Raw genomic sequence first — 20089 nt, 5'->3', positions numbered from 1 at the left:
ACTGCACTCGGGAGGGTGTGGGAGAGTAGGTCACCGCCGGACAATCTTTATGGGAGGGCCCCGACGCCAACGCGTCGGGGCCCTTTCTGCGTTTGTGGAGCTTTACGCTTCCCGCGTGGAGGGCTTCTGGTGCCGCCTGAGCTGTCAGGCGGGTGCTTGATACCTTGTCGCTGTTCGGTGGGTGCGTGGGAAGCAGCACCAGGGCGAGAAGCTTCGGCATGATCCGGGCTGCGTGTCCGGGAGCGGGATCCGGATCCTGGCCTTCGCGATGACTTTGGTAACGGCTGCGTGGCCGAGTTCGTGATGGGCGGCTTCGAACTCATCGGTGTTTACGGTTGTGTGATCGTTCGCGTGGCGAAGGACGTGGGTGCGTCGTAGCGCGGGCGCGGATGTCCCAGCTGGCCTCGATTTCGCCAGGCGAGTTTGCCCAGCCGGATCTGATCCCCGCGCCGGCCGGTCCTGTCGGCGAAGGTTCTTGTGGCTTGTGGCTTGTGGCTTGTGGCTTGTGGCTTGTGGCTTGAGGCGTTGGTGGTTGGTGAGCGGGCGTCTATGCGTTTCTGCGTCGCCCGGCCGCATCTTGATGGGTTGAGGCGATGCGGTTGCCGGCATTGACTCTGGGCGGTGCCGGGGTCTCGCCCTGCCCGGTCCGGGTGCCCGAGGGCTCGCCTTCGGCATCGAGACCATGGTCTCGACATAGCCTCCGTCGGTCCGGAGGGCCCACATGGCTCCCGGAGAGCCGTGCGCTGCGGCAGGCGTCGCGCGGTCTTGGACGACTTGGCCCCGGTGCGATGACCACAGAGGGTTCACGGGGGTGGCGCTCTTGCGGGCTGACAAATTCTCCGCTCACCGTTATGGTCCCTGCTTCAGGGTCCACGATCACAGAGTTGATGGTCGGCGGCCGGTACTCACGTTCGGGGCCCTCGCCCTGGGTGCTGTCGGCTACCTCGGCGGGGTCGTACGGCTGCTGCGCGACCATGTGGCCGGAGTGCGTACGCCCACCACGATGCGCGGTGACAGCGCTTCGGATCGGCATCCTGGTCGTTGACGTGCTTGCGCCGGCTGGTGCCGGCGTCGCGCCGCGGCGGGAGTCGTGGCGGCGTGAACCGTGCAGGCTGACGAAGGCTTGCTCGCGGACGAAGGCGCGGACGGGGGTGCGGTGAGTGCGCGGACGGAGGTGCGGACGGGGGTTTGGTGGCGGTGGTCACCGTGGCGCCGTGGCTGGCCTGCCGGTGCTGGCGGTCAGCGGTGCCGCGATCGGCGGCCGTGCTGCCACGGCCGTACTTGACCTGTAATCGGAACCTCCCCTGGGGAGGACTGACTATGGGGCTATGTCTGCCGGGGTGACGCTGATTCTCCGAGTCGGGCGGCTCCCGGGGCATGTTCGATTCGGTGGATGCTTGCGGTCACCGCACGTGGGCGGGGTCAGTCCCCGCCGCCGCATCCCCCGCCGCATCCCCCGCCGCAGCCCGCTCCGACCGTGGAAGTGCCGCTGCTGTCGCTGCCGCCGGACCAGGAGCCCGCGTCGGACCGGTGGCCGCCGTACGATTTCGCGGGCCGGGGTGGAGGGGCTGTGAGCTCGGCGAACAGGACGGGATCGCTGATCTTGCCCAGTCCGTGCAATGCCAGCGGCATGGCGATCGCGTCGGTGTCGGAGTCGTACGTCCGCCGCCGTAATGCCTTCTTCAGGTGGCGGCGGCCCTCGCGAGAGGAGCGGGTGTAGGGATCCGTGGCGTAGAGGGTTCTCGCCGCGAGGGCGACGACCCAGCAGGCGACGAATCCCACCAGGCCGGGCATCATCGCCTGCGGCGTGCCTGTCACCAGCATCGTGATCCCAGTAGCCACGACACCGAGCGGCGCGAGGACGCGGACTACGGCGAGCGCGCTGTTGCACCGGCGCAACGTTTCGGTGGGGAGGGAGTCCAGGATCAACAAGCCCCGGTCAGCCAGTCGCAACTTGACCTCGGCGGCCTCGTCGCTCTCGGCCAGAGCCTGTCTGATCTTGTACGCCGTCCGGTTTTCCTCTCGTCGGCGCAGCATCGTGAACGCCCTGCGTTCCACGGGATGCTCGGCGGGCGCCATTCCGGACACGCGGTGGAGTGTGCTGCCCCGGGAGACACGGATGCGGCCCTGCTCGGCCAGTAACCCGATCGCGGTGTCGGCCACGCGCCAGGGACCGCCCGCCAGGCAGGCGATTTCGTAGTAGTCCGGTTCGGTGTCCTCCCGCTCGCGCGCTTTGCGCCGGAGTTCGGCCTGTGTCCGCTCTCCGAACACGACTGCGCTGATGACGACCGCTGCCAGAAGCGCCGCCAAGATGGCCAGGACAACCGCCACCTCCACCTCCTGGACTCTCAGTTGGACCCGCAAGGCGGACATACCGGTTCTACCCGGTGGGGCCGCGGTGGAAATCGAGGTTCGTGGAATCTTCTCAGCGTGCGCGATGAGATCTGCCAGGAAGGTGTCCCGGGCATGCCGTGCGGATGTACATGGCGGCGGGGGTGGGGGGCAGCCCATGCGGATGCGCGTGGCGGCGAGGGTGGCGGCGGTCAGCGGCATGCGGAGCCGGCGGTGGCGCTCGCCCTCGGCGTTGAGCATGGACGTGTCGGTGCGGGCGGATGCACATGGCGGCAGGACGGTGGCGAGCGGGAGCGTCGAGGTGTCCAGGGGTGCAGCAGGACGGCTCACCGGCTCACCGCGAACGTCTGCATTGCGCCACGACACGGCAGGCACCGCGCCGTACGCCGCGAAGCGGGTCTCGCCGCTGCGGCGATCAGCGACTGGCTCGACGTCTTTGAAGCTCGCCCTAGATGTGCAGCGTGCCCGACATGACGGTCACCGCTTGCCCGGCCAGGTGAACGCGGTCGCCGGCGTGGGTGACGTGGACGAGGCCGCCTCGGGCCGAGAGTTGGGCGCCCACGAGGGACTCTCTGCCCAGACGTGCCGACCAGTACGGGGACAGGGCGCAGTGGGCCGAGCCCGTGACCGGGTCCTCAGGTACGCCTACGTTCGGGGCGAAGAAGCGGGAGACGAAGTCGGTCTCCTTGCCCGGTGCCGTGACGATGACGCCTCTCGCGTCCACGGCGGCCAGGGCGGCGATGTCGGGGGTCAGCGATCGTACCGTTGCCTCTGACTCCAACTCGACCAGCAGGTCGAGGTGGCTTTTACCGACTCGCACCGGTGTGACCCCGAGTGCTTTCTCCAGGCCGGCCGGAACCGGGGCCGGGGTCACCTCCTTGGCCGGAAAATCCATTGTGATCATGTCGTCGGCGCGCCGATTCACGGTAAGCGTCCCGCTGGCCGTGCTGAATTCGAGCTGACCCGTCGCCGCACCGGTCGAATAGAGCACGTGGGCGGTCGCGAGAGTGGCATGACCACAGAGCGTAACCTCTACCGCTGGAGTGAACCAGCGCAGCGAATCTCCGAGCAGGAAAGCGGTCTCGGAGAGGTTCATCTCGTTGGCTACGCTCTGCATCCATCGGTCAGAAACCGGAGAGTCCAGCAGGCAGACCGCTGCGGGATTACCCTTGAAAGCTGTGCCGGTGAAGGCGTCGACGGTGAAGAGGCGCATGTGGCCGATGGTATACGGGGGTCGGATATCCAGCTGCAAGCAGGCTGCAAGCCGTACAAAATGGAATTAGGGCTGGGCGTGTCGCGTGGCGAATGCGGAATCGTCGGTTACCGTCCAATGTGTAGGGACGTGCCGATTACGGTGAGTTCCTGAGGAAAGGACAAGCCGATGGGGGCAGTGCGCAAGGTGGTGAGCTACCTTGGCCTGAGCGGGGTCGATCACTACGACGAGGGCTATGACGACGACGAGCACTACGAGGACGAGTACGTCCCCGCGACCGAGCGGGCCGCCCGGCGGTGGCGCGCGAACGTCGACTCGTCGCGGATCGTGATGGTTCAGCCGCTCAAGTACAACGACGCACCGTTGATCGGTCAGCATTTCCGTGACGGGCAGACGGTGATCATGGACGTCACGGGCATGTCGATGTCCGAGGCGACCAGGATGGTGGACTTCGCCGCCGGCCTGGCTTTCGGGTGTGAGGGGCGGATCGAGCGCATCGCCGAGCGCGTCTTCCTGCTCGCGCCGGCTCACGTGGAGATCGAGACCACCTAGGCCAGCCCCGTTCCGAGCGCGGATCTTCGTGTGGGGCCGGCCAGGGGAGGGCTTCGGGCTTCGTGAGATCGTGCTTGTGGTGGGCGGTTTGATGGGTTTTATCGGAATGGCCGCCTCTGTGTCGTGCCCGGGGAGCGGCCTTCCGGTCCGGGGGCCTTACTCCCGCGTCCGGTCCGGGGGGTCTTACTCCCGCGTCCGGTCTGGGGAGCCTTCCTCCCCTCCCGCCAGGGGAGCTTTTCTCCCGTCCGGTCCTGGGGGAGCGGCTTATCCCAGAGCGGCTTATCCCGTCCGGGGAGTGGTGTTCCTCTCTGAGGGTTGTCTCTAGGGTTCCGTCAGTGGGCGGCGCGGGGGCCGCGACGGATCAGGCGGGTCAGCTCGGCTGCGTCCTCCGCGGCCTGCTTCGCGCGGGCGTCTGATTCGCGGGCGTACGCGTGTAGCGCCCAGACCGCTCCCTCTGCCAGCTCCTTCAGCTCGCTGACCTGGCCGGCCACGTAGCGGGCGTCGGCCTCGACGAGCTTGCGGCGCTGCCAGAGCTGCCAGCCGGCCAGGCCGATCATGGCCACGGCGGCCGCGGCGAGCAGGCGGGTGGCGAAGGCCGCGCCGATGAAGCAGGCGACGCCCGCGACGATCAGCACCATGGCGGCCCACGGGCGGGCGCGCGGCACCACGCCCTCGGTGACGATCGATTCCTCGGCGGCGGCCAGCGAAGCCTGGTCGGGACCCTCCGGGTGCAGGAGGATGCGGTGGCCGAGCAGCGGCACCGTCAACGTGGCAGGCGGCTCCAGGCGGCTGTCGGCCTCGAGCTCCTCGGCCACGCCCCGCAGGATCGGCGCCGCCACGTGCAGCGCGATCGCGGCCAGGTGCGGGTCTGCGCCGGGGCGCAGGTCGTCGAGCAGGTAGGAGCTCAGCGAGGCCATCGGTCCGGCGCTGCCGCCCTGGCCGATGAGCGCGCGCAGGACGGCGAGCGGCTCGTCCTCGGCCCAGCTCGCGGCGGGGCTGGCCGAGGCGTTGTCGAGCGGGGCGGCGGTGTCGTGCTCGGCCTGCCGGGCCGAGGTGATCTCCGCACATCGTCCGCGTAGCCGGGCCAGGCGGGCGGCTGCCACGGCGGGCCGGGCCAGCTCGGGGATCTCCGCCATCTCCGGGAAGTCCACCAGCGACGGCGGCACGACCACGGCGGGCTCGCCGGGCGCGATCGCCTGCACCCACTGACGAGGGTCGGCGTGCTCCTGGACGGCCAGCGCGTCGAGTTTGCGCAGCACGAAGATCTTGCCGGCGGGGCCGTACGCCCCCCGGGCGGCGGCCAGCCAGAGCGAGCGCTGGCCGTGGGAGACCGGGCGGTCGAGCGACAGCTCGCCGAAGGCGGTGCCGAGCCAGGAGGCGTGGATGCGGCTGCCCTGCCCGGACACCGCCAGCGCCAGGCAGAGGAAGAGCGCGGTCTGCTGCTGGTCTCTGCCGGCTGCCCTGCTCAGCGGTTCGAGCGGGTCTTCGCCGGCGAGGATGGCGACCAGCGCTTCGACGGCCGGGGGCAACCAGTAGCCGGGTACGTCGCGAAAGCTCGGTGCGGCCGGAGGCGCGGTGCCCTTGGCGGCGAGGTGCGCCAGCAGCGCTTCGGCATAGCGATGCAACTCGGTCGCTGCTGGGGGGCTCGCAGTCAGGTCCGTGCTCAAGGCAGAGAACTCCCCCAAATCGGCCTCAGTTCATGACCGCGTAAAGCCTAACCGCTGGGGCGCGCCAACCCGGTGGAGGCGCGCCCACGACGGAACGGGAGACTTTGAGTCAACTGCCTGTTACATGCGCTCGGGGACAGGGACGCCCAGAAGGTCGAGGCCGGTTTCCAGCACGCGCAACGTCAGCGCGCACAGGGCCAGCCGGTGGTCTCGGGTCTCGGGGTCGACACCCTCCTTGACCACCGGGCACTCCTCGTAGAACGTGCTCAGCAGGCTCGCCGTCTGGAAGAGGAACGCGCACAACCGGTGCGGCTCGGAGTCGGCGGTGACCTGCGAGACGAGCTCGCCGAAGCCCAGCAGATGGAGGCCCAACGCGCGCTCGGCCGGTGCCGCGAGCACGATGGGGGCCGTCGCGTCGGCCGGTGCGATGCCCGCCCTACGGAAGATCGAGCGGATGCGGGCCGTCGCGTATTGCATGTAGGGGCCGGTGTTACCGGTCGTGGCCACCATGCGGTCGAGATCGAAGACGTATTCGCTGTCGTGGCTGACCGACAGGTCGGCGTATTTCACGGCGGCCATGCCGACGGCGTGGGCGATCTCCCGCCGGGTTGCCTCGTCGTAACCCCGCTCCTCGATCAGCTTGCCGGCGCGGTCGACGGCCTCCTGGAGCAGGTCCATCAGCTTGACCGACTCACCGGACCGGGTCTTGAACCGGCGGCCGTCCTTGCCCAGCATCATGCCGATCCGCACGTGCTCGGCCGTGACCGTGTCGGGCAGCCAGCCCGCCAGCCGCGCCGCCGAGAACACCATCTGGAAGTGCAGCGCCTGCTCGTTGCCCACGACGTAGAGGATGCGGTCGGCCTTGAGGTCGTTGACGCGGTAGCGGATGGCGGCCATGTCGGTGGTTGCGTAGCCGTAGCCGCCGTCGCTCTTCCTGATGATGAGCGGCAGCGGTCTGTCGTCGGAGCCGGTGAAGCCGGGTGGGAACACGCAGAGCGCGCCGTCACTGATCTCCGCCGTGCCGGACGCCTCCAGGTCGTCGCAGGTCTTCTGGAGCATCGGGTTGTACATGCTCTCGCCGGCGATGTCGGTGTCGGTCAGCGTGACGCCGAGCAGGTCGTAGACCTTGTTGAAGAAGCGCACGGTGGCGTCCATGAACACGTGCCACAGCCGCAGCGTCTCGGGGTCGCCCGACTGCAGGGTGCTGACCCGCACCCGCGCACGGGTCCTGAACTCCTCGTCGTTGTCGAACTTGGCCCGCGCCGCCTGGTAGAACTCGGTGCCCTGGCCGGCCTCGAGCTGCTTGACCGCGGCCTCCTCGCCCGTGTCGAGCAGGTGCTCGACGAGCATGCCGAACGGCGTGCCCCAGTCGCCCAGGTGGTTCTGCCGGATGACGGTGTTGCCGAGGTGCTCGTGCAGGCGCGCCAGCGAGTCGCCCACGATCGTGGTGCGCAGGTGGCCGACGTGCATCTCCTTGGCCGCGTTGGGCGCGGAGTAGTCGATCACCACGGTCTGCGACGGCGTGGTCGTGCCGACGCCGAGCCGCGGGTCGGCCAGCATCCGGCGGGCCTCGGACTCGATCCACGAGTCGGCGAGGGTGATGTTGAGGAAGCCGGGGCCGCTGACCTCGACCGTGCCGGGGAAGTCGGACAGCTCCGCCCTGATGGCCTCGGCGACCTCCCGCGGGGACCGTCGCAGGCGCTTGGCCAGGCTCATCGCGACGTTCGCCTGGAAGTCGGCGAACTGGGAGGGCCGGATCAGCGGATCTGCGTCGGCGTGCTCGGAGCCGAACGCGCGGGCCAGCGCCTGCTGGACGCGCTCGGTGAGCACTATCTGCGGGTCGGTCATGTTCTAAGGGTACCGGCGACCTTGACCGCCACGCTTATCATCAGCGCCGCCAAGATCGAGATGCCGACGGCGGTCAGGTCGTTGCTGAGGTTGCCGGGTTCGAGGGCGAAGAACTCCCTGATGAAGGGCAGTGTCAGGCCGATTGCGAACAGCACCGCCATGGAGCCGACCAGCGCCGCTCGCCACCAGGTCAGCGGCCTGGCGATGAGCACGAGCACCCACCACGTGGTGAGGAAGAGCGTGATCACGGCGGCCGTCTGGTTCTCCAGCAGCGTGGCGGCGCTCTTGTGCGCGGCCCAGAACGACAGCAGCACCGCCGCCGCGCACAACACCCCGGCGGGTACGGCGAAGCGCAGCACCCGGGGCACGAACCCGGGCTTGGCTCGCTCAAGGGTCGGGGCCAGCGCGAGGAAGAACGCCGGGATGCCGATGACCAGGGCGTTGGTCAGGGTCGAGTGGCGCGGCGCGAACGGGAACGCCACCCCGGCCACCCCGACGAGCAGCGACAGCACGATCGCGTAGAAGGTCTTGGTGAGGAACAGGTTGGAGACCCGTTCGATGTTGGCCAGCACCCGCCTGCCCTCGCCCACGACGTGCGGCAGCGTGGCGAACTTGTCGTCGAGCAGCACCACCTGCGCGACGGCCTTGGTGGCGGGGCTGCCCGCGCCCATCGCGATGCCCAGGTCGGCGTCCTTCAGCGCGAGCACGTCGTTGACGCCGTCGCCGGTCATGGCCACGGTGTGGCCGCGGGCCTGCAGCGCGGTGACGAACTCCCGCTTCTGCCTCGGGGTCACCCGGCCGAAGACGGTGTGGGTGTCCAGCAGCTCGCCGAGCGCGGCGGGGTCGTCGTGCGGCAGCGTCCTGGCGTCGATCGAGCGCTCGCCGCCGGGGATGTCGAGGCTCGTCGCGATGGCCGAGACCGCCACCGGGTTGTCGCCGGAGATGACCTTGACCGTCACGCCCTGCTTGGCGAAGTACCGCAGGGTCTCGTGGGCGTCGGGCCTGATGCGCTGTTTGAGGGTGATGAGCGCGACGGGCTCGACGGCCGCGTCGCCGCGCTCCGTGCCGGCCAGGCTGTCGGTACGGCACAACGCCAGCACGCGCGTGCCCGTGGCGGCCAGCTCGGCGGCCCTGTCGTAGGTGTCGCCGGTGTGCAGCAGCACGTCCGGCGCGCCGAGCACCCAGGCGCCGTGCTCGCCGAAGTCGGCGCCGCTCCATTTGCGGGCCGAGGAGAACGGCACGGTGGAGCGGGCGGTCCAGCCGTCGGGGGCGGCGGGGTAGCGGACCCTGACGGCCTCGGCGGTGGCGTTCGGGTGGCCGTCGACGTTGGCCAGCGCGGCGAGGGCCTCCTCGACCGGCTCGCCGCCGCGTACGGAAAGGGGGCCGTCGGCCGTGTGCCCGTCGCGTACGGGCAGGCGCTCGTCGGCCGGACGCCCGCCGTGTACGGGCAGGGTGTCGCCGGTCGGATGGCCGTCGCGTACGGGGAGGACCTGGTCCAGGTCCATGCCGCCGGCGGTGAGCGTGCCCGTCTTGTCCAGGCAGAGCACGTCCACCCTGGCCAGGCCCTCGATCGCGGGCAGCTCCTGGACCAGGCATTTGCGCCGGCCCAGGCGTACGACGCCGACCGCGAACGCGATCGAGGTCATCAGCACCAGACCCTCGGGGATCATGGTGACGATGCCGGCGACCGCGCCGGTGATGGCGGTGCGCAGGTCGGCCGAGTTGTGCAGCTGGCTGTAGATCAGCAGGGCGCCGATCGGGATGACCAGCCAGGTGATGTACTTGATGAAGTTCGCCACCCCCGCGCGCAGCTCGGAGTGGGCGAGGTGGAACTTGCTGGCCTCCTCGGCGAGCTGCACGGCGTACGCGTCGGTGCCCACCTTCGTGGACACGAACGCCCCCGAGCCCGCCACCGCGAAGCTGCCCGACAGGACCCGGTCGCCCGGGTGCTTGTGCACGGGGTCGGCCTCGCCGGTCAGCAGCGACTCGTCCACCTCAAGCCCGTCGGAGTCGACCACCTCGCCGTCGACCAGCAGGCGGTCGCCGGGGCCGAGCAGGATGAGGTCGCCCAGGACCACGTCGCGGGGGTGGATCTCGCGCTCCCCGCCGTCGCGGCGTACGCGTACGGGAGCCTCGTTGATCACCGCGAGCTTGTCGAGCGTGCGCTTGGCCCGCAGCTCCTGGATGATGCCGATCAGCGCGTTGGCCACGATGACCAGCCCGAACAGGCTGTCCTGCCACTCGCCGAAGACCAGGATCAGCGCCCACAGCACGCCGATGACCAGGTTGAAGAGGGTGAACACGTTCGCCCTGATGATCGCGCTCAGCGACCTGCTCGACCGGCGCGGGACGTGGTTCGCCTTCGCCACCGCCACCTGAGCCGAGGTGAGGCCATGCGTCATCGAGGTGAGCCCGTCCACATAACCCCCCGTATCTGTGGATCGGTCACACCCTAAGGGGTCACCACAATCTGTGGGAGCGACTTTGGGAGGTCATCCGGTCGCCGATGGCGGGCACGACACCGGCCGCCGACAGGTCCGCGGCGAGCTGGCAGGCGGCGCTGATCCCCTGTGCCCTGGAGGCGCCGTGGGCGATGACGACGGTGCCGTTCAGGCCGAGCAGCACGGCCCCTCCGTGCGCCTCGGCGTCGAGGCGGCGGCGCAGGTCGCGGATGCGCGAGCGCTGCATGACGGCGCCCAGCCGGGCCAGCCTGCTGTCGCTGATCGTCTCCCTGAGCTCGGCGAACGCGTAGCGGACGGCGCCTTCCATGGTCTTCAGCGCCACGTTGCCGGTGAAGCCGTCGGTGGTGATCACGTCGACCTTGCCGGTCAGCAGGTCGTGGCCCTCGACGTTGCCGGCGAAGTTCAGGCCGGGGGAGCCCTGCAGCAGCTCGTGGGCCCGTTTGACGAGCTTGTTGCCCTTCTCGGCCTCGCTGCCGATCGTGAGCAGGCCCACCTTGGGGTCCTGGATGTCGTGGGCGAGCTCGGCGTAGGTGGCTCCGAGGTGTGCGAACTGCACCAGCATCTCCGGCTTGACCTCGGCGTTGGCGCCGGCGTCCAGGAGCACGGCCGGGGCGGGCAGGGTGGGGAGGGCGACGGCGATGGCGGGTCTGAGCACGCCCTGCTGGCCCTTGAGGCGCAGCCTGCCGGTGGCCACGATGCCCGCCGTGGAGCCCGCGGACACGACCGCCGCGGCGTCGCCCCGGCGTACGAGGTGGCAGGCGACCGCGATGCTGGAGCGGGGCCGGCGCAGGCTGGCCAGCGCGCCCTCGTCCATGGACAGCGCCTCCTCGGCGCGTACGATCGGCACCTCCTTGGTGGCGTCGTGGTCGGCGAGTGCTTCGTAGAGGACGCGTGGCGAGCCGACGAGCACGACGGCCAGGCCGCGCTCGCGCACGGCGTGCACCGCCCCGGCCACGATCTCGTGGGGTGCGTGGTCCCCGCCCATGGCGTCGAGCGCGATGGGCTTGCTGTCGGACAATGATCACCTCGTACGGCATCGAGCCCGCCGTCACGGCTTCGGCCGGAACGCGGGCTCGGTATGTCCGCATCGCAGGCAAGGCAGGTGCCAGGTTAACCGGCGGGTAGGCCCTGTTGGTTCCCCTGAGAGCACGTTCCAGTCCTGGCCACGCCCTAGTGCAGGTTCCAGTCGTCCTTTCCGCGGGTGACGATCACCTTGGAGAACATCGAGGAGCCGGTCAGCCTGATCAACGGCCCGTCGCCTATGGAGCCGCCTGTCACGTTGCGCTTGCCGAAGGTCGAGCTGCCCTCGTCGATCACGTGGGCGTTCTCGGGGACGCGGACGATCAACTTGCTGAACCGGGCGCTCGTCTGGATCGTGATCTCGCGCCCCGGCAGCACGGCGTCCGACAGGTCTATGATGAGCGCCCCGAACCTGGCCGACAACGTGGTGTGCCGGGAAGCCACCCAGCGTCCCTTGCGGACGACCTTGCTGAACTTGGAGCTGATCACCTGCTGCTCGACGGCGGCGGGCGCACTGGATGCGGACACCTCGGGAAGGTCCCGGGTGATGGGGACGAGCTCGCCGAGCGTCTTGGCCGTGTAGGCGACCTCGAGGCGGTCGGCGTGCTCGACGCTGGTGAGTCTTCCTGTGGCGAGTGCCTCGCCGAGCACCGCGGCCACGCGGTCGCGGTCGGCGTCTGAGGCGCGCAGGTCGGGGTCATCGGTCACGATAAGTCAGTCTATGCCTGTACGCGATATGTCGCGAGTGTCCCTGAACCTCAAGGAAAACTTGGAGCCCAGCGGAACCGGTGACGCCGGTAAGCGCGTCCGGGTATTAAGAACCGTAGACGCGCGACAGGGTCGTGAGGTTTACACCCGATCGAACAAAAAAGATGGGAAAGGCCTAGTGATCTTGAACCAAGCAGGCACCCGACGCTTCCGGGCGTACACGTCCAAGCACCTCGACCAGCTCCTGCAGCGTGCGGGGCTGGGGGACGACGAGCGGCTCAAGGTCCGCGCCGTCGCCACGGTGCTGCCCTTTCGGACGAACGCCTACGTCGTGGATGAACTCATAGATTGGTCGGCCGCCCCCGACGACCCCATATACCGGCTCGTCTTCCCGCAGGCGGACATGCTGCCCGCGGCGGACGTCGCCCGCCTCGCCGACCTGCTGAAGGCCGAGGCGCCCAACACCGAGATCCAGGCCGAGGCCAACCGCGTACGCGCACAGCTCAACCCACATCCCGCAGGTCAGAAGGAGCTCAACGTCCCGAAGATGGGTGATGAGCCGGTTCCTGGCATGCAGCACAAATATTCGGAAACCGTGCTGTTCTTCCCCAAGCAGGGGCAGACTTGCCACGCCTACTGCACCTATTGCTTCAGGTGGGCGCAGTTCGTCGGTGACGCGGACCTGAAGTTCGCCTCCGACGACATCGACCAGCTGGTGGGCTACATCCGCCAGCACCCCGAGGTCACCAGCGTGCTGATCACGGGTGGCGATGCGATGATCATGGGCGAGCCGGTGATCCGGCGATATATCGACCCGTTGATCGAGATCGAGCAGCTCGAATCCATCAGGATCGGCACCAAGGCGCTGGCCTACTGGCCACAGCGCTTCACCACGGATCCCGACGCCGACGACACGTTGCGCCTTTTCGAAAAGGTGGTGGGCGCCGGGAAGAACCTCGCGTTCATGGCCCACTTCTCACACCTGCGCGAGCTGGAATCGCCGCTGGTCGGGTCGGCGGTCGAGCGCATCCTCGGCAGCGGGGCCACGATCAGGACCCAGGCTCCGCTGATCAGGTCCATCAACGACGACCCGGCCGTGTGGTCGGACATGTGGCGGCGTCAGCTCAGGATGGGGATGATTCCCTATTACATGTTCGTGGAGCGCGACACCGGGCCTCAGGACTACTTCGCGGTGCCGCTGGCGCGGGCGTACGAGATCTTCAGGGACGCGTACGCGAGCGTGTCGGGGCTCTGCCGCACGGTCCGCGGGCCGTCGATGTCGGCCACACCGGGCAAGGTGTGCGTCGACGGCGTCACGGAAATCGCCGGGGAGCGGGTCTTCGTGCTCCACTTCATCCAGGCCCGGGACCCCTCGCTGGTGGGGCTCCCGTTCTTCGCTCGTTACGACCCGTCCGCGGTCTGGCTGACGGATCTGCGTCCCGCCTTCGCCGAACGTTTTCCGTTCGAACCCGCGGAAGCTCTCCTGCCCATCTGATCGGCCGCGCGCGTCCACCGCGACCGGCGAAAACCCGCGCCCCCGGCCCGTGACATTTGTTTTCACGACCCTTTGTTCACGGGCCGTCGGGGCGCCCTCCGCGCTTCGGCCACGCGCCCGCGCGTATGCGCGCAATATCGGAAACAAGACCCGCCTATTTCCGTTTTGTCTTCCCGCTCAACGCTCCCCCTTTACTCGGTAACCGGGCTGCAAACCCCTGCTACATGGGCATTCATGCGCCTGCGGCCGATCAACCCGAGTGATAGAACTGCTTGCGTAGCTCAGCCGTGGCGGCACGCTCAGTGTGGTGCCCATAGCGCGCACGCAACGGCATACGGGGGTTATCGATTCGCATTTCCACCGCATTCGAGAGCGATCGATCACGAGCCGGGAAGGCAATCATGAATCGAGTAGTCAAGACGGCGATTGCCGTCACAGCATTCGGCTTGGCGGCTGCGGCGATGGCCGTGCCAGCTCAAGCGGAAGTTCAATACAACACCGCCAGGTACGCTCCTATCGACGGCCCGGGCGGAGGCACCACAGCTGCAGCCGGCAGCCCACTCGGCAGCCTCCTGGGCGGCCTGGTCGGGGGCGGCGTTCTGGACGGCCTGCTCGGCGGCTCCAAGCCCAAGTCCGGCGCCCACCCGGGTGGCCAGATGACCGAGGCCGAGCGCGACGCCGCCAGCGAGAACCAGGCCGAGCCCACCGGCTCGGCCAACGCGGCCGAGGACGTCATCCGCGGCGGAGGTCCGCTGCCCGAACTGTCGCCCATCGTCGCGGGGATCCCGCTCGGCGGGGGCGGCCTGACCGAGTCGCTGCCCGTCCTGTCGGGCGCGGCGCGCATGGCGCAGCCTGGCATGCCCTCGGTGAAGGCATCCAAGCAGGGCCAGGGCGAGCTCCTGTCCCCGGGCACCACCGTGCACGGCACCGTCGGCTCCATGACCGGCATGCTGGGGTCGTCCGTGGGGGGCGCGACGACCGGGCTGCCCGGCGCCACCCTGCTGCCGGCCTCCGGCACCAGCGTCATGGACACCAGCACCGCCACGGCCAAGACCATGAACGGCACCACCAAGGGTGTCGAGTCCCTGTCGGCCGACACCGTCGTGGCCGGCCTCTCCGAGGCCGCCCGGCGCGCGCTGCCGCACGCCTCGAGCGGTCAGCTGTCCCCGGTGATCGGGCAGGTCGCGCCCGCCGAGATGGCGCCGGTCGTCGAGGCTCTGCCCGCCACCTCCCAGGCCGCCTCCATGGACGAGCTCACCCCGCTCGTCGAGGACTCCTCGGCCTTCGTCACGGCCACCGGGACCAAGGCCGCAAGCTCCTACAGCGACGTGATCACCGCCCTCGGCTGGACCACCGACGCGCTGACGAGCTCGGTGCGGAACTCCTGGATTCGCGACTAGGACGCGATGGAGGCGCTGATGAACGAGGTCGGCCGAGGGCCGGCAGGACGGTTCGCGGGCGTCCTAGGTGCCGACGCCCGGGCACCGGCCCCGCCGGCGACGAGGCGGCCCGTTCACGCGCCCCAGCAGTTCCCTGACGGCGTGTATCCCCTTGCCCGGGGCCCCTTCACCAACGGGGTCCCCCGGTCAGGGCCCGCCGGTCCGGAGCTCAGGACCGGGGCCCTGCCTCTTGGGACGCCGTCGCGCTGACGCGGCAGGCCGACGGGGCGCCCAAAGGTGCCGGGTGCCCGAGGCACTGACGCGCGTGGGTTGCGAGGTCCCCCGCGCAAGCGGGCGGTCTCATCTCGGGCCCGGGCGGACGCGCCCGCGCCCAGGGCGCGCTCGCGTACCGCGCCGCCACTGCAGGGCAGCGGCGCCGCGCGAGCCCCCACCGCCGGCCCCACCCCGGGGCCGGCGGCCTTTTCATGCTCACCTTTTCTCCAGGCACGATCTTTTACGGCGGAGCCGGCGTCACCGCCACCCGCCGCACGTGGCTGGTGGCCTCCAGGAATACGCCCGCTGACCGCCACGTGGCGGGCCGCCGCCATGCGCGCCTCCTTGCCCGCCCGAGGGCTGAATCGCCGCCCGCTCAGGACAGCCGTGCAAGGCGCCGAGAAGCCCTTGTAGCCGTGATCTCCCGGCCACCGGTGTCCGGGGGCCGGAGCCAGGCCCTACGCGTCGCAGAGGACCGCTCCAAGCGAACTCCCCAGCCACCGCCGGCTTCGCCGACCAGAGTCGAACGGGCCGCCGTCGAACGGGCCGCCGTCGAACGGGCCGCTGGCGGAACGGCCGGTGTCTAGTGGGTCGCCATCGCGCGGGCCGGTGTCGAACGGCCGGGTGGAACTGCCTGCGTCTGGGGGGTCGCCAGTTCGGGTTGCCTCAGGGGAGGCGGACGCCGGTGCGGCGGGCGATCTGGGCCTGCAGCCGGGCCATCTGCCAGTGCAACTCGATCAACTGCTCGGCGAGCTGCATTCTCGGGATCTCGGACACGTCCTCGGTGTCCAGGTGGTCAATCGCGGCCGCAAGCTCTCCCATCGCGCGCCCCCACTCCATCACCATTCCCCGGATCGAATTGACGTTCGAATCCTATCGGAACGGGAGGCTCGCTGTCAGTCATTTGCCCCACGGGTCGCCGCAGTTTCGCACACAAGATCGAACACCGAACCACCACGGAGTCGGGCAACTTGGGCTCGCGTAACGGCGGCACACCACTGAAGGGTCAGCGGCCGTTGCATGGAGGGCCATCAGCCGAAGTGCGGCGGGTGGCAGGCCACGGCACCGCGTAACAGATGAGGAGACCCCTCAGATGGGTCAGCCCTTGTTGTAGGCGGAGATGACTTCCTTCGGGTCGCCGTCCATTTTGATCTTGCCCTTGTGCAGCCAGATGACCCGGTTGCAGGTCTCCTCGATGACCCGCAGGTCGTGAGCGACGAGGAAGACCGTGCCGGCCGACTCGCGGATCTGGCGGATGCGCTCCTCGCTCTTCTTGCGGAACTCGCGGTCACCGGTCGCCAGGGCCTCGTCGATCAGGAGGACGTCGTGGGTCTTGGCGGAGGAGATGGCGAAGCGCAGGCGGGCGCCCATGCCGGAGGAGTAGGTGGACATGGGCAGCTGGACGAACTCGTCGATGCCGGAGAAGTCGACGATCTCCTGGTATTTCTCCCTGACCTCGGCGGGCGTCATGCCCATGGCGTAGCAGCCGAGGACGATGTTGCGCTCGCCGGTCAGCTCGCGCATGAGGGCCGCGTTGACGCCGAGCAGCGAGGGCTGGCCGTCGGTGTAGACGGCGCCCTTGTGCGGGGGCAGCAGGCCCGCGATGGCGCGCAGGAGCGTGGACTTGCCCGACCCGTTGCGCCCCACGATGCCGATGGCGTCGCCGTGATAGGCCACGAAGGTCACGCCCTTGACCGCGTGGACCTCTTTCATCTGCGGGCGCCCCTGACGCTTCAGAATGCGCGTGAGGGCGTTGACCGCGTTGCCCTTCTCGTTGTCCGAGGCCGCCCCGTAGACGCGGTAGACGATGTGGAGATCGTCGACGATGACGGTGGGAGTGCCTGTGGGGACGTCGAGGGGCCGCTTGCCCGGGGGCTCCGGGTTGGGATGCACTCTCACATCCTTGCCGGGGTCGGCGGGCTTGTCGCCCTTCACCTGTGACAGCTCCTTGGTCAGTTCAGCCACGCCCGTACCTCTCCTCGGACCGCCAGAAGTACCAGAAGCCGAAGCCGAGTGCGAACACCGCCCAGAATACGCAAGACATCCACACCATCGGTGGCGGGTGGTGGCCGAACTCGGGGTTGTGGGTCTTGATGAGGATCTCCCGCATCCACTCGATGAAGGAGGCCGCCGGGTTGAGGTACATCACGTTGGCCACCCACTGGGGCAGCTGTGCGGCCTCAACCACCTTGTCCTGGATCGAGAAGAACACGCCCGAGGCGTAGAGCCAGGTGCGGGTGATGAACGGCAGCAGCTGGTTGAGGTCGCGCATCGTGGCCCCGAGCCGGGCGACCACCAGGCCGGCGCCGACGTTGAACATCGTCTGCAGCGCGAGCACCACGGGGATCATCAACCAGTGCCACGTGGGCCACTCCTGGGTGGCGACCACGAGGGAGAGGAGCACGCCCATGGAGATGGCGAGCTGCTGGAGCTCCTGGATCGTGTAGGCCAGCGGCAGCGAGGCGCGCGGGAAGTGCAGCGCCCGGATCATCGACAGGTTGCTCGAGATCGACTTGGCGCCGGCGGTGACCGTCCGCTGCGTGAAGGTGAAGATGAACATCCCGGTCAGCAGGAACGCCGGGTAGTTCTGGATGTCCTTGCTGCCGCCCAGGATGACGCCGAACATCAGGAAGTAGATGGCGGCGTTGAGCAGCGGGGTCAGAACCTGCCACAGCTGGCCGAGCGCCGAGCTGGAGTATTTCGTGACGTTGCGCGAGGTCGCGTACGTCAGGATGAAGTGTCGCCGCTGCCACAGCTGGCGCACGTAGACAGGGAACCTCGGCCGGGCGATGGCACGGCGAAGTCCGTATCTCTTGGCGAGCTTGGCCAGCGGCTCCTGCCCGCTTCGGCCGCCCGCCTGGGCGTCCGCGACAGCGGATTCCGGCTGGCTCATGGCAAGGACTCTATTGGATCCCGGTCGGTGGGGTGCCTGTCGCGCGGGTTGGCGACAGACAGTTGGACGGAGTCTTCGGACGCCGGGTTCCAAGGCGTCGTCAAGACCTGCTCAACCGTAGCCCAGCGAGCCGGGGCGTGCTGGCAAGGGCGCGACCACCGTCATGTAGGGGGTATTTTTCATCGACTGTTCACGTCCAGGCCCTACCCGTTGGGGCTGGTTTGCACTGTTTGAGGCTCTCTGTGCTAAATGTCTGTGACGCTGGATAGGCACACGTGTGACCGAACTGCAACGCGCCAGAGACTCGCTGGTGGCAAGTAGTAAGGGATAGTCGCGATCGACTGGCAGGGCGTCGGCTGGTTTGACCATGTCAGCCAAACCCGGGGGGATACCAGGAACCCCCCGTCAGGCTGCTCACGATCACCGCAGCTCAGCGCTTGGCGCCCACCTGTAGAGGGAGGAATTCTTTCACCATGCGTGTTACTAAGGGCGCACAGATCGTCGCCGGTACCGCGCTGCTCGCCCTCGCGGTTGCCGCGTGTGGCGGCGGTGCCACGGACAACGGCGGCACTGCCGCGGGCGGCGGAGAGACGCCGGTCCGCATGGAGATCGGTGAGCCTCAGGAGCTCCTGAACCCGCAGAACACGACCGAGACCGAGGGCTCCGAGGTTCTCGCCGCGGTGTTCTCGCCGCTCGTGCGCTACGACGAGAACAAGGAGCCGGTCGAAGAGGCCGCCGAGTCCATTACCACGACGGACAGCAAGGTCTGGACGATCAAGCTGAAGTCCGGTTACACGTGGCACGACGGCACGGCCGTGACCGCCGCGGACTACGCCCGCGCGTGGAACTACGCCGCCCTCCAGGACAACGCCATGGGCTCGTCCTACTTCTTCGGTCGCATCGACGGCTACGCCGACGTGCACCCGGGTGAGGGCAAGACGCCGACGAGCAAGGAGATGAAGGGTCTCAAGGTCGTCGACGACACCACCCTCGAGGTCACGCTCGCCGCGCCGTTCTCGCAGTTCAAGACGATGCTGGGCTACACCGCCTTCTACCCGATGCCCAAGAGCGCCATCGGCGCCGACGGCAAGGTGACCCAGGCCTTCGGCGAGCAGCCGATCGGCCAGGGCCTGTTCAAGCTGGACAAGCCCTACAAGAAGGGCACCGACCCGACCATCGAGCTGTCGGTCTACGACAAGTTCCCGGGCAAGAAGCCGACCGGCTGGACGAAGCTCCAGTTCAAGGTCTACACGAGCTCCGAGACCGCGTGGAACGACCTCCAGGCCGAGAACCTCGACATCCACGACTCCCTGCCGGCCACCGCCATCTCCACGGCGAAGTCGGTGCTGGGTGACCGCTACTTCGACGAGCCCGACGCCTCCATCGGCCACATCGGCGTGCCGCTGAAGTACAACAAGGAATTCGAGAGCGTCGACGTGCGCAAGGCCATCTCGATGGCCATCGACCGGAAGACGATCACCGACACGGTCTTCTCCGGCACCCGCGCCCCGGCCGACGACTTCATCAACCCGGCCATCCCCGGCTACCGCCAGGGCGCCTGCGAGGCGTGCACGTACAACCCGGCCGAGGCCAAGAAGCTGTACGAGGCCGCCAACGGCCCCAAGACCATCGAGCTCGGCTACAACGCAGACGGCGGCCACAAGGAGTGGATCGAGGCGGTCGCCAACAACCTGCGGGCCAACCTGGGCATCGAGGTCACGCCGAAGCCGTTCGAGAAGTTCCAGGGCATCCTGGACGCCCTGGACGCCAAGGAGTACAAGGGCCTGTTCCGCATGGGCTGGGCCATCGACTACCCCTCGGCGGAGAACTACCTGACCCCGATCTTCAACACCGGCGCCATCGAGACGGGCTCCAACTACGGCGGCTACTCCAACAAGGAGTTCGACGACCTGATGGCCAAGGGCGACCAGGCCGCGGACGCGGCCGAGGGCCTGAAGTTCTACCAGCAGGCGGACGACATCCTGCTGAAGGAGCTGCCGTACATCCCGATCTACTTCTACCGGAGCAACTTCGGGCACTCGACGAAGGTCAAGAACGTCAAGCTCAACCTGCTCAACCAGATCAACTGGGCCGACGTCGAGAAGGCCTGACGTCATTCGCGCGGTGGGCGGCACGTGCCGCCCACCCGTCGGATGGCCGAGCTTGGAGGCAGTCACTCGGGCCGGGTAAACCACGGACTCAGGGGGCTGCCTCCAAGTATGTACCG

At 68.6% G+C, this 20089-nt stretch carries 14 protein-coding genes; 4 read left to right on the top strand and 10 right to left on the bottom strand.

From position 1 onward, the window contains the following. Nucleotides 1-1422: 1422 nt before the first annotated feature. Both AB0J69_RS54340 and AB0J69_RS54335 read right to left on the bottom strand, forming a co-directional pair. A complete protein-coding gene (locus AB0J69_RS54340; protein ID WP_364135626.1) occupies nucleotides 1423-2592 on the bottom strand; it encodes a TIGR04222 domain-containing membrane protein in 1170 nt (389 codons plus the stop codon). Between the two features lie 208 nt (nucleotides 2593-2800). After that, the gene (locus tag AB0J69_RS54335) at nucleotides 2801-3565 is read right to left on the bottom strand and encodes a PhzF family phenazine biosynthesis protein (RefSeq protein ID WP_364135623.1); all 765 of its coding nucleotides are present in this window, start codon (nucleotides 3563-3565) and stop codon (nucleotides 2801-2803) included. Between the two features lie 168 nt (nucleotides 3566-3733). Here AB0J69_RS54335 and AB0J69_RS54330 point away from each other — a divergent pair, with 168 nt between their 5' ends. Continuing rightward, on the top strand, nucleotides 3734-4117 hold the full coding sequence (locus AB0J69_RS54330) for a cell division protein SepF (protein ID WP_043633494.1): 384 nt from the start codon (nucleotides 3734-3736) through the stop codon (nucleotides 4115-4117). A gap of 332 nt (nucleotides 4118-4449) precedes the next feature. On the opposite strand, the gene AB0J69_RS54325 is transcribed toward AB0J69_RS54330, so the two are convergent. The 5 genes from AB0J69_RS54325 to AB0J69_RS54305 form a co-directional block, all read right to left on the bottom strand. Further along, nucleotides 4450-5784 (bottom strand): hypothetical protein, encoded by a 1335-nt coding sequence (locus AB0J69_RS54325; RefSeq protein WP_364135618.1) that lies wholly within the window; start codon nucleotides 5782-5784, stop codon nucleotides 4450-4452. Between the two features lie 120 nt (nucleotides 5785-5904). Then, complete coding sequence (gene argS, locus AB0J69_RS54320; RefSeq protein WP_364135615.1) at nucleotides 5905-7632, bottom strand: arginine--tRNA ligase; 1728 nt, start codon at nucleotides 7630-7632, stop codon at nucleotides 5905-5907. Next, complete coding sequence (locus AB0J69_RS54315; protein ID WP_364135612.1) at nucleotides 7629-10034, bottom strand: HAD-IC family P-type ATPase; 2406 nt, start codon at nucleotides 10032-10034, stop codon at nucleotides 7629-7631. The genes argS and AB0J69_RS54315 overlap by 4 nt, the downstream gene beginning before the upstream one ends. A 58-nt stretch (nucleotides 10035-10092) precedes the next feature. Then, nucleotides 10093-11112: a phosphate acyltransferase PlsX gene (plsX, locus tag AB0J69_RS54310; protein WP_364135609.1), complete on the bottom strand. Its 1020-nt coding sequence runs from the start codon at nucleotides 11110-11112 to the stop codon at nucleotides 10093-10095. Between the two features lie 152 nt (nucleotides 11113-11264). Further along, on the bottom strand, nucleotides 11265-11822 hold the full coding sequence (locus tag AB0J69_RS54305; protein ID WP_364135606.1) for a DUF1707 domain-containing protein: 558 nt from the start codon (nucleotides 11820-11822) through the stop codon (nucleotides 11265-11267). A gap of 178 nt (nucleotides 11823-12000) precedes the next feature. Between AB0J69_RS54305 and AB0J69_RS54300 the strand changes: the two genes are divergently transcribed. Together AB0J69_RS54300 and AB0J69_RS54295 are read left to right on the top strand one after the other, a co-directional pair. Then, nucleotides 12001-13317 (top strand): lysine 2,3-aminomutase, encoded by a 1317-nt coding sequence (locus AB0J69_RS54300; protein WP_364135603.1) that lies wholly within the window; start codon nucleotides 12001-12003, stop codon nucleotides 13315-13317. Between the two features lie 401 nt (nucleotides 13318-13718). After that, nucleotides 13719-14717 (top strand): hypothetical protein, encoded by a 999-nt coding sequence (locus tag AB0J69_RS54295; RefSeq protein ID WP_364135600.1) that lies wholly within the window; start codon nucleotides 13719-13721, stop codon nucleotides 14715-14717. Between the two features lie 918 nt (nucleotides 14718-15635). Here AB0J69_RS54295 and AB0J69_RS54290 read toward each other — a convergent pair. The 3 genes from AB0J69_RS54290 to AB0J69_RS54280 form a co-directional block, all read right to left on the bottom strand. Beyond that, complete coding sequence (locus tag AB0J69_RS54290; protein ID WP_364135597.1) at nucleotides 15636-15791, bottom strand: hypothetical protein; 156 nt, start codon at nucleotides 15789-15791, stop codon at nucleotides 15636-15638. Between the two features lie 276 nt (nucleotides 15792-16067). Continuing rightward, on the bottom strand, nucleotides 16068-16934 hold the full coding sequence (locus AB0J69_RS54285) for an ABC transporter ATP-binding protein (protein WP_364135594.1): 867 nt from the start codon (nucleotides 16932-16934) through the stop codon (nucleotides 16068-16070). Then, nucleotides 16927-17862, bottom strand: a complete 936-nt coding sequence (locus AB0J69_RS54280) for an ABC transporter permease (RefSeq protein ID WP_364135591.1) — start codon at nucleotides 17860-17862, stop codon at nucleotides 16927-16929. Before AB0J69_RS54280 ends, AB0J69_RS54285 begins: the two co-directional genes overlap by 8 nt. 473 nt (nucleotides 17863-18335) lie before the next feature. Between AB0J69_RS54280 and AB0J69_RS54275 the strand changes: the two genes are divergently transcribed. Then, entirely contained in the window at nucleotides 18336-19973 is a 1638-nt protein-coding gene (locus AB0J69_RS54275) for an ABC transporter substrate-binding protein (protein ID WP_364135589.1), read from the top strand. The last annotated feature ends 116 nt before the right edge of the window (nucleotides 19974-20089 follow it).

It is taken from the genome of Nonomuraea sp. NPDC049709, assembly GCF_040674815.1.
Classification (GTDB): domain Bacteria; phylum Actinomycetota; class Actinomycetes; order Streptosporangiales; family Streptosporangiaceae; genus Nonomuraea.
This window is presented reverse-complemented; position numbering and strand designations above follow the sequence as displayed.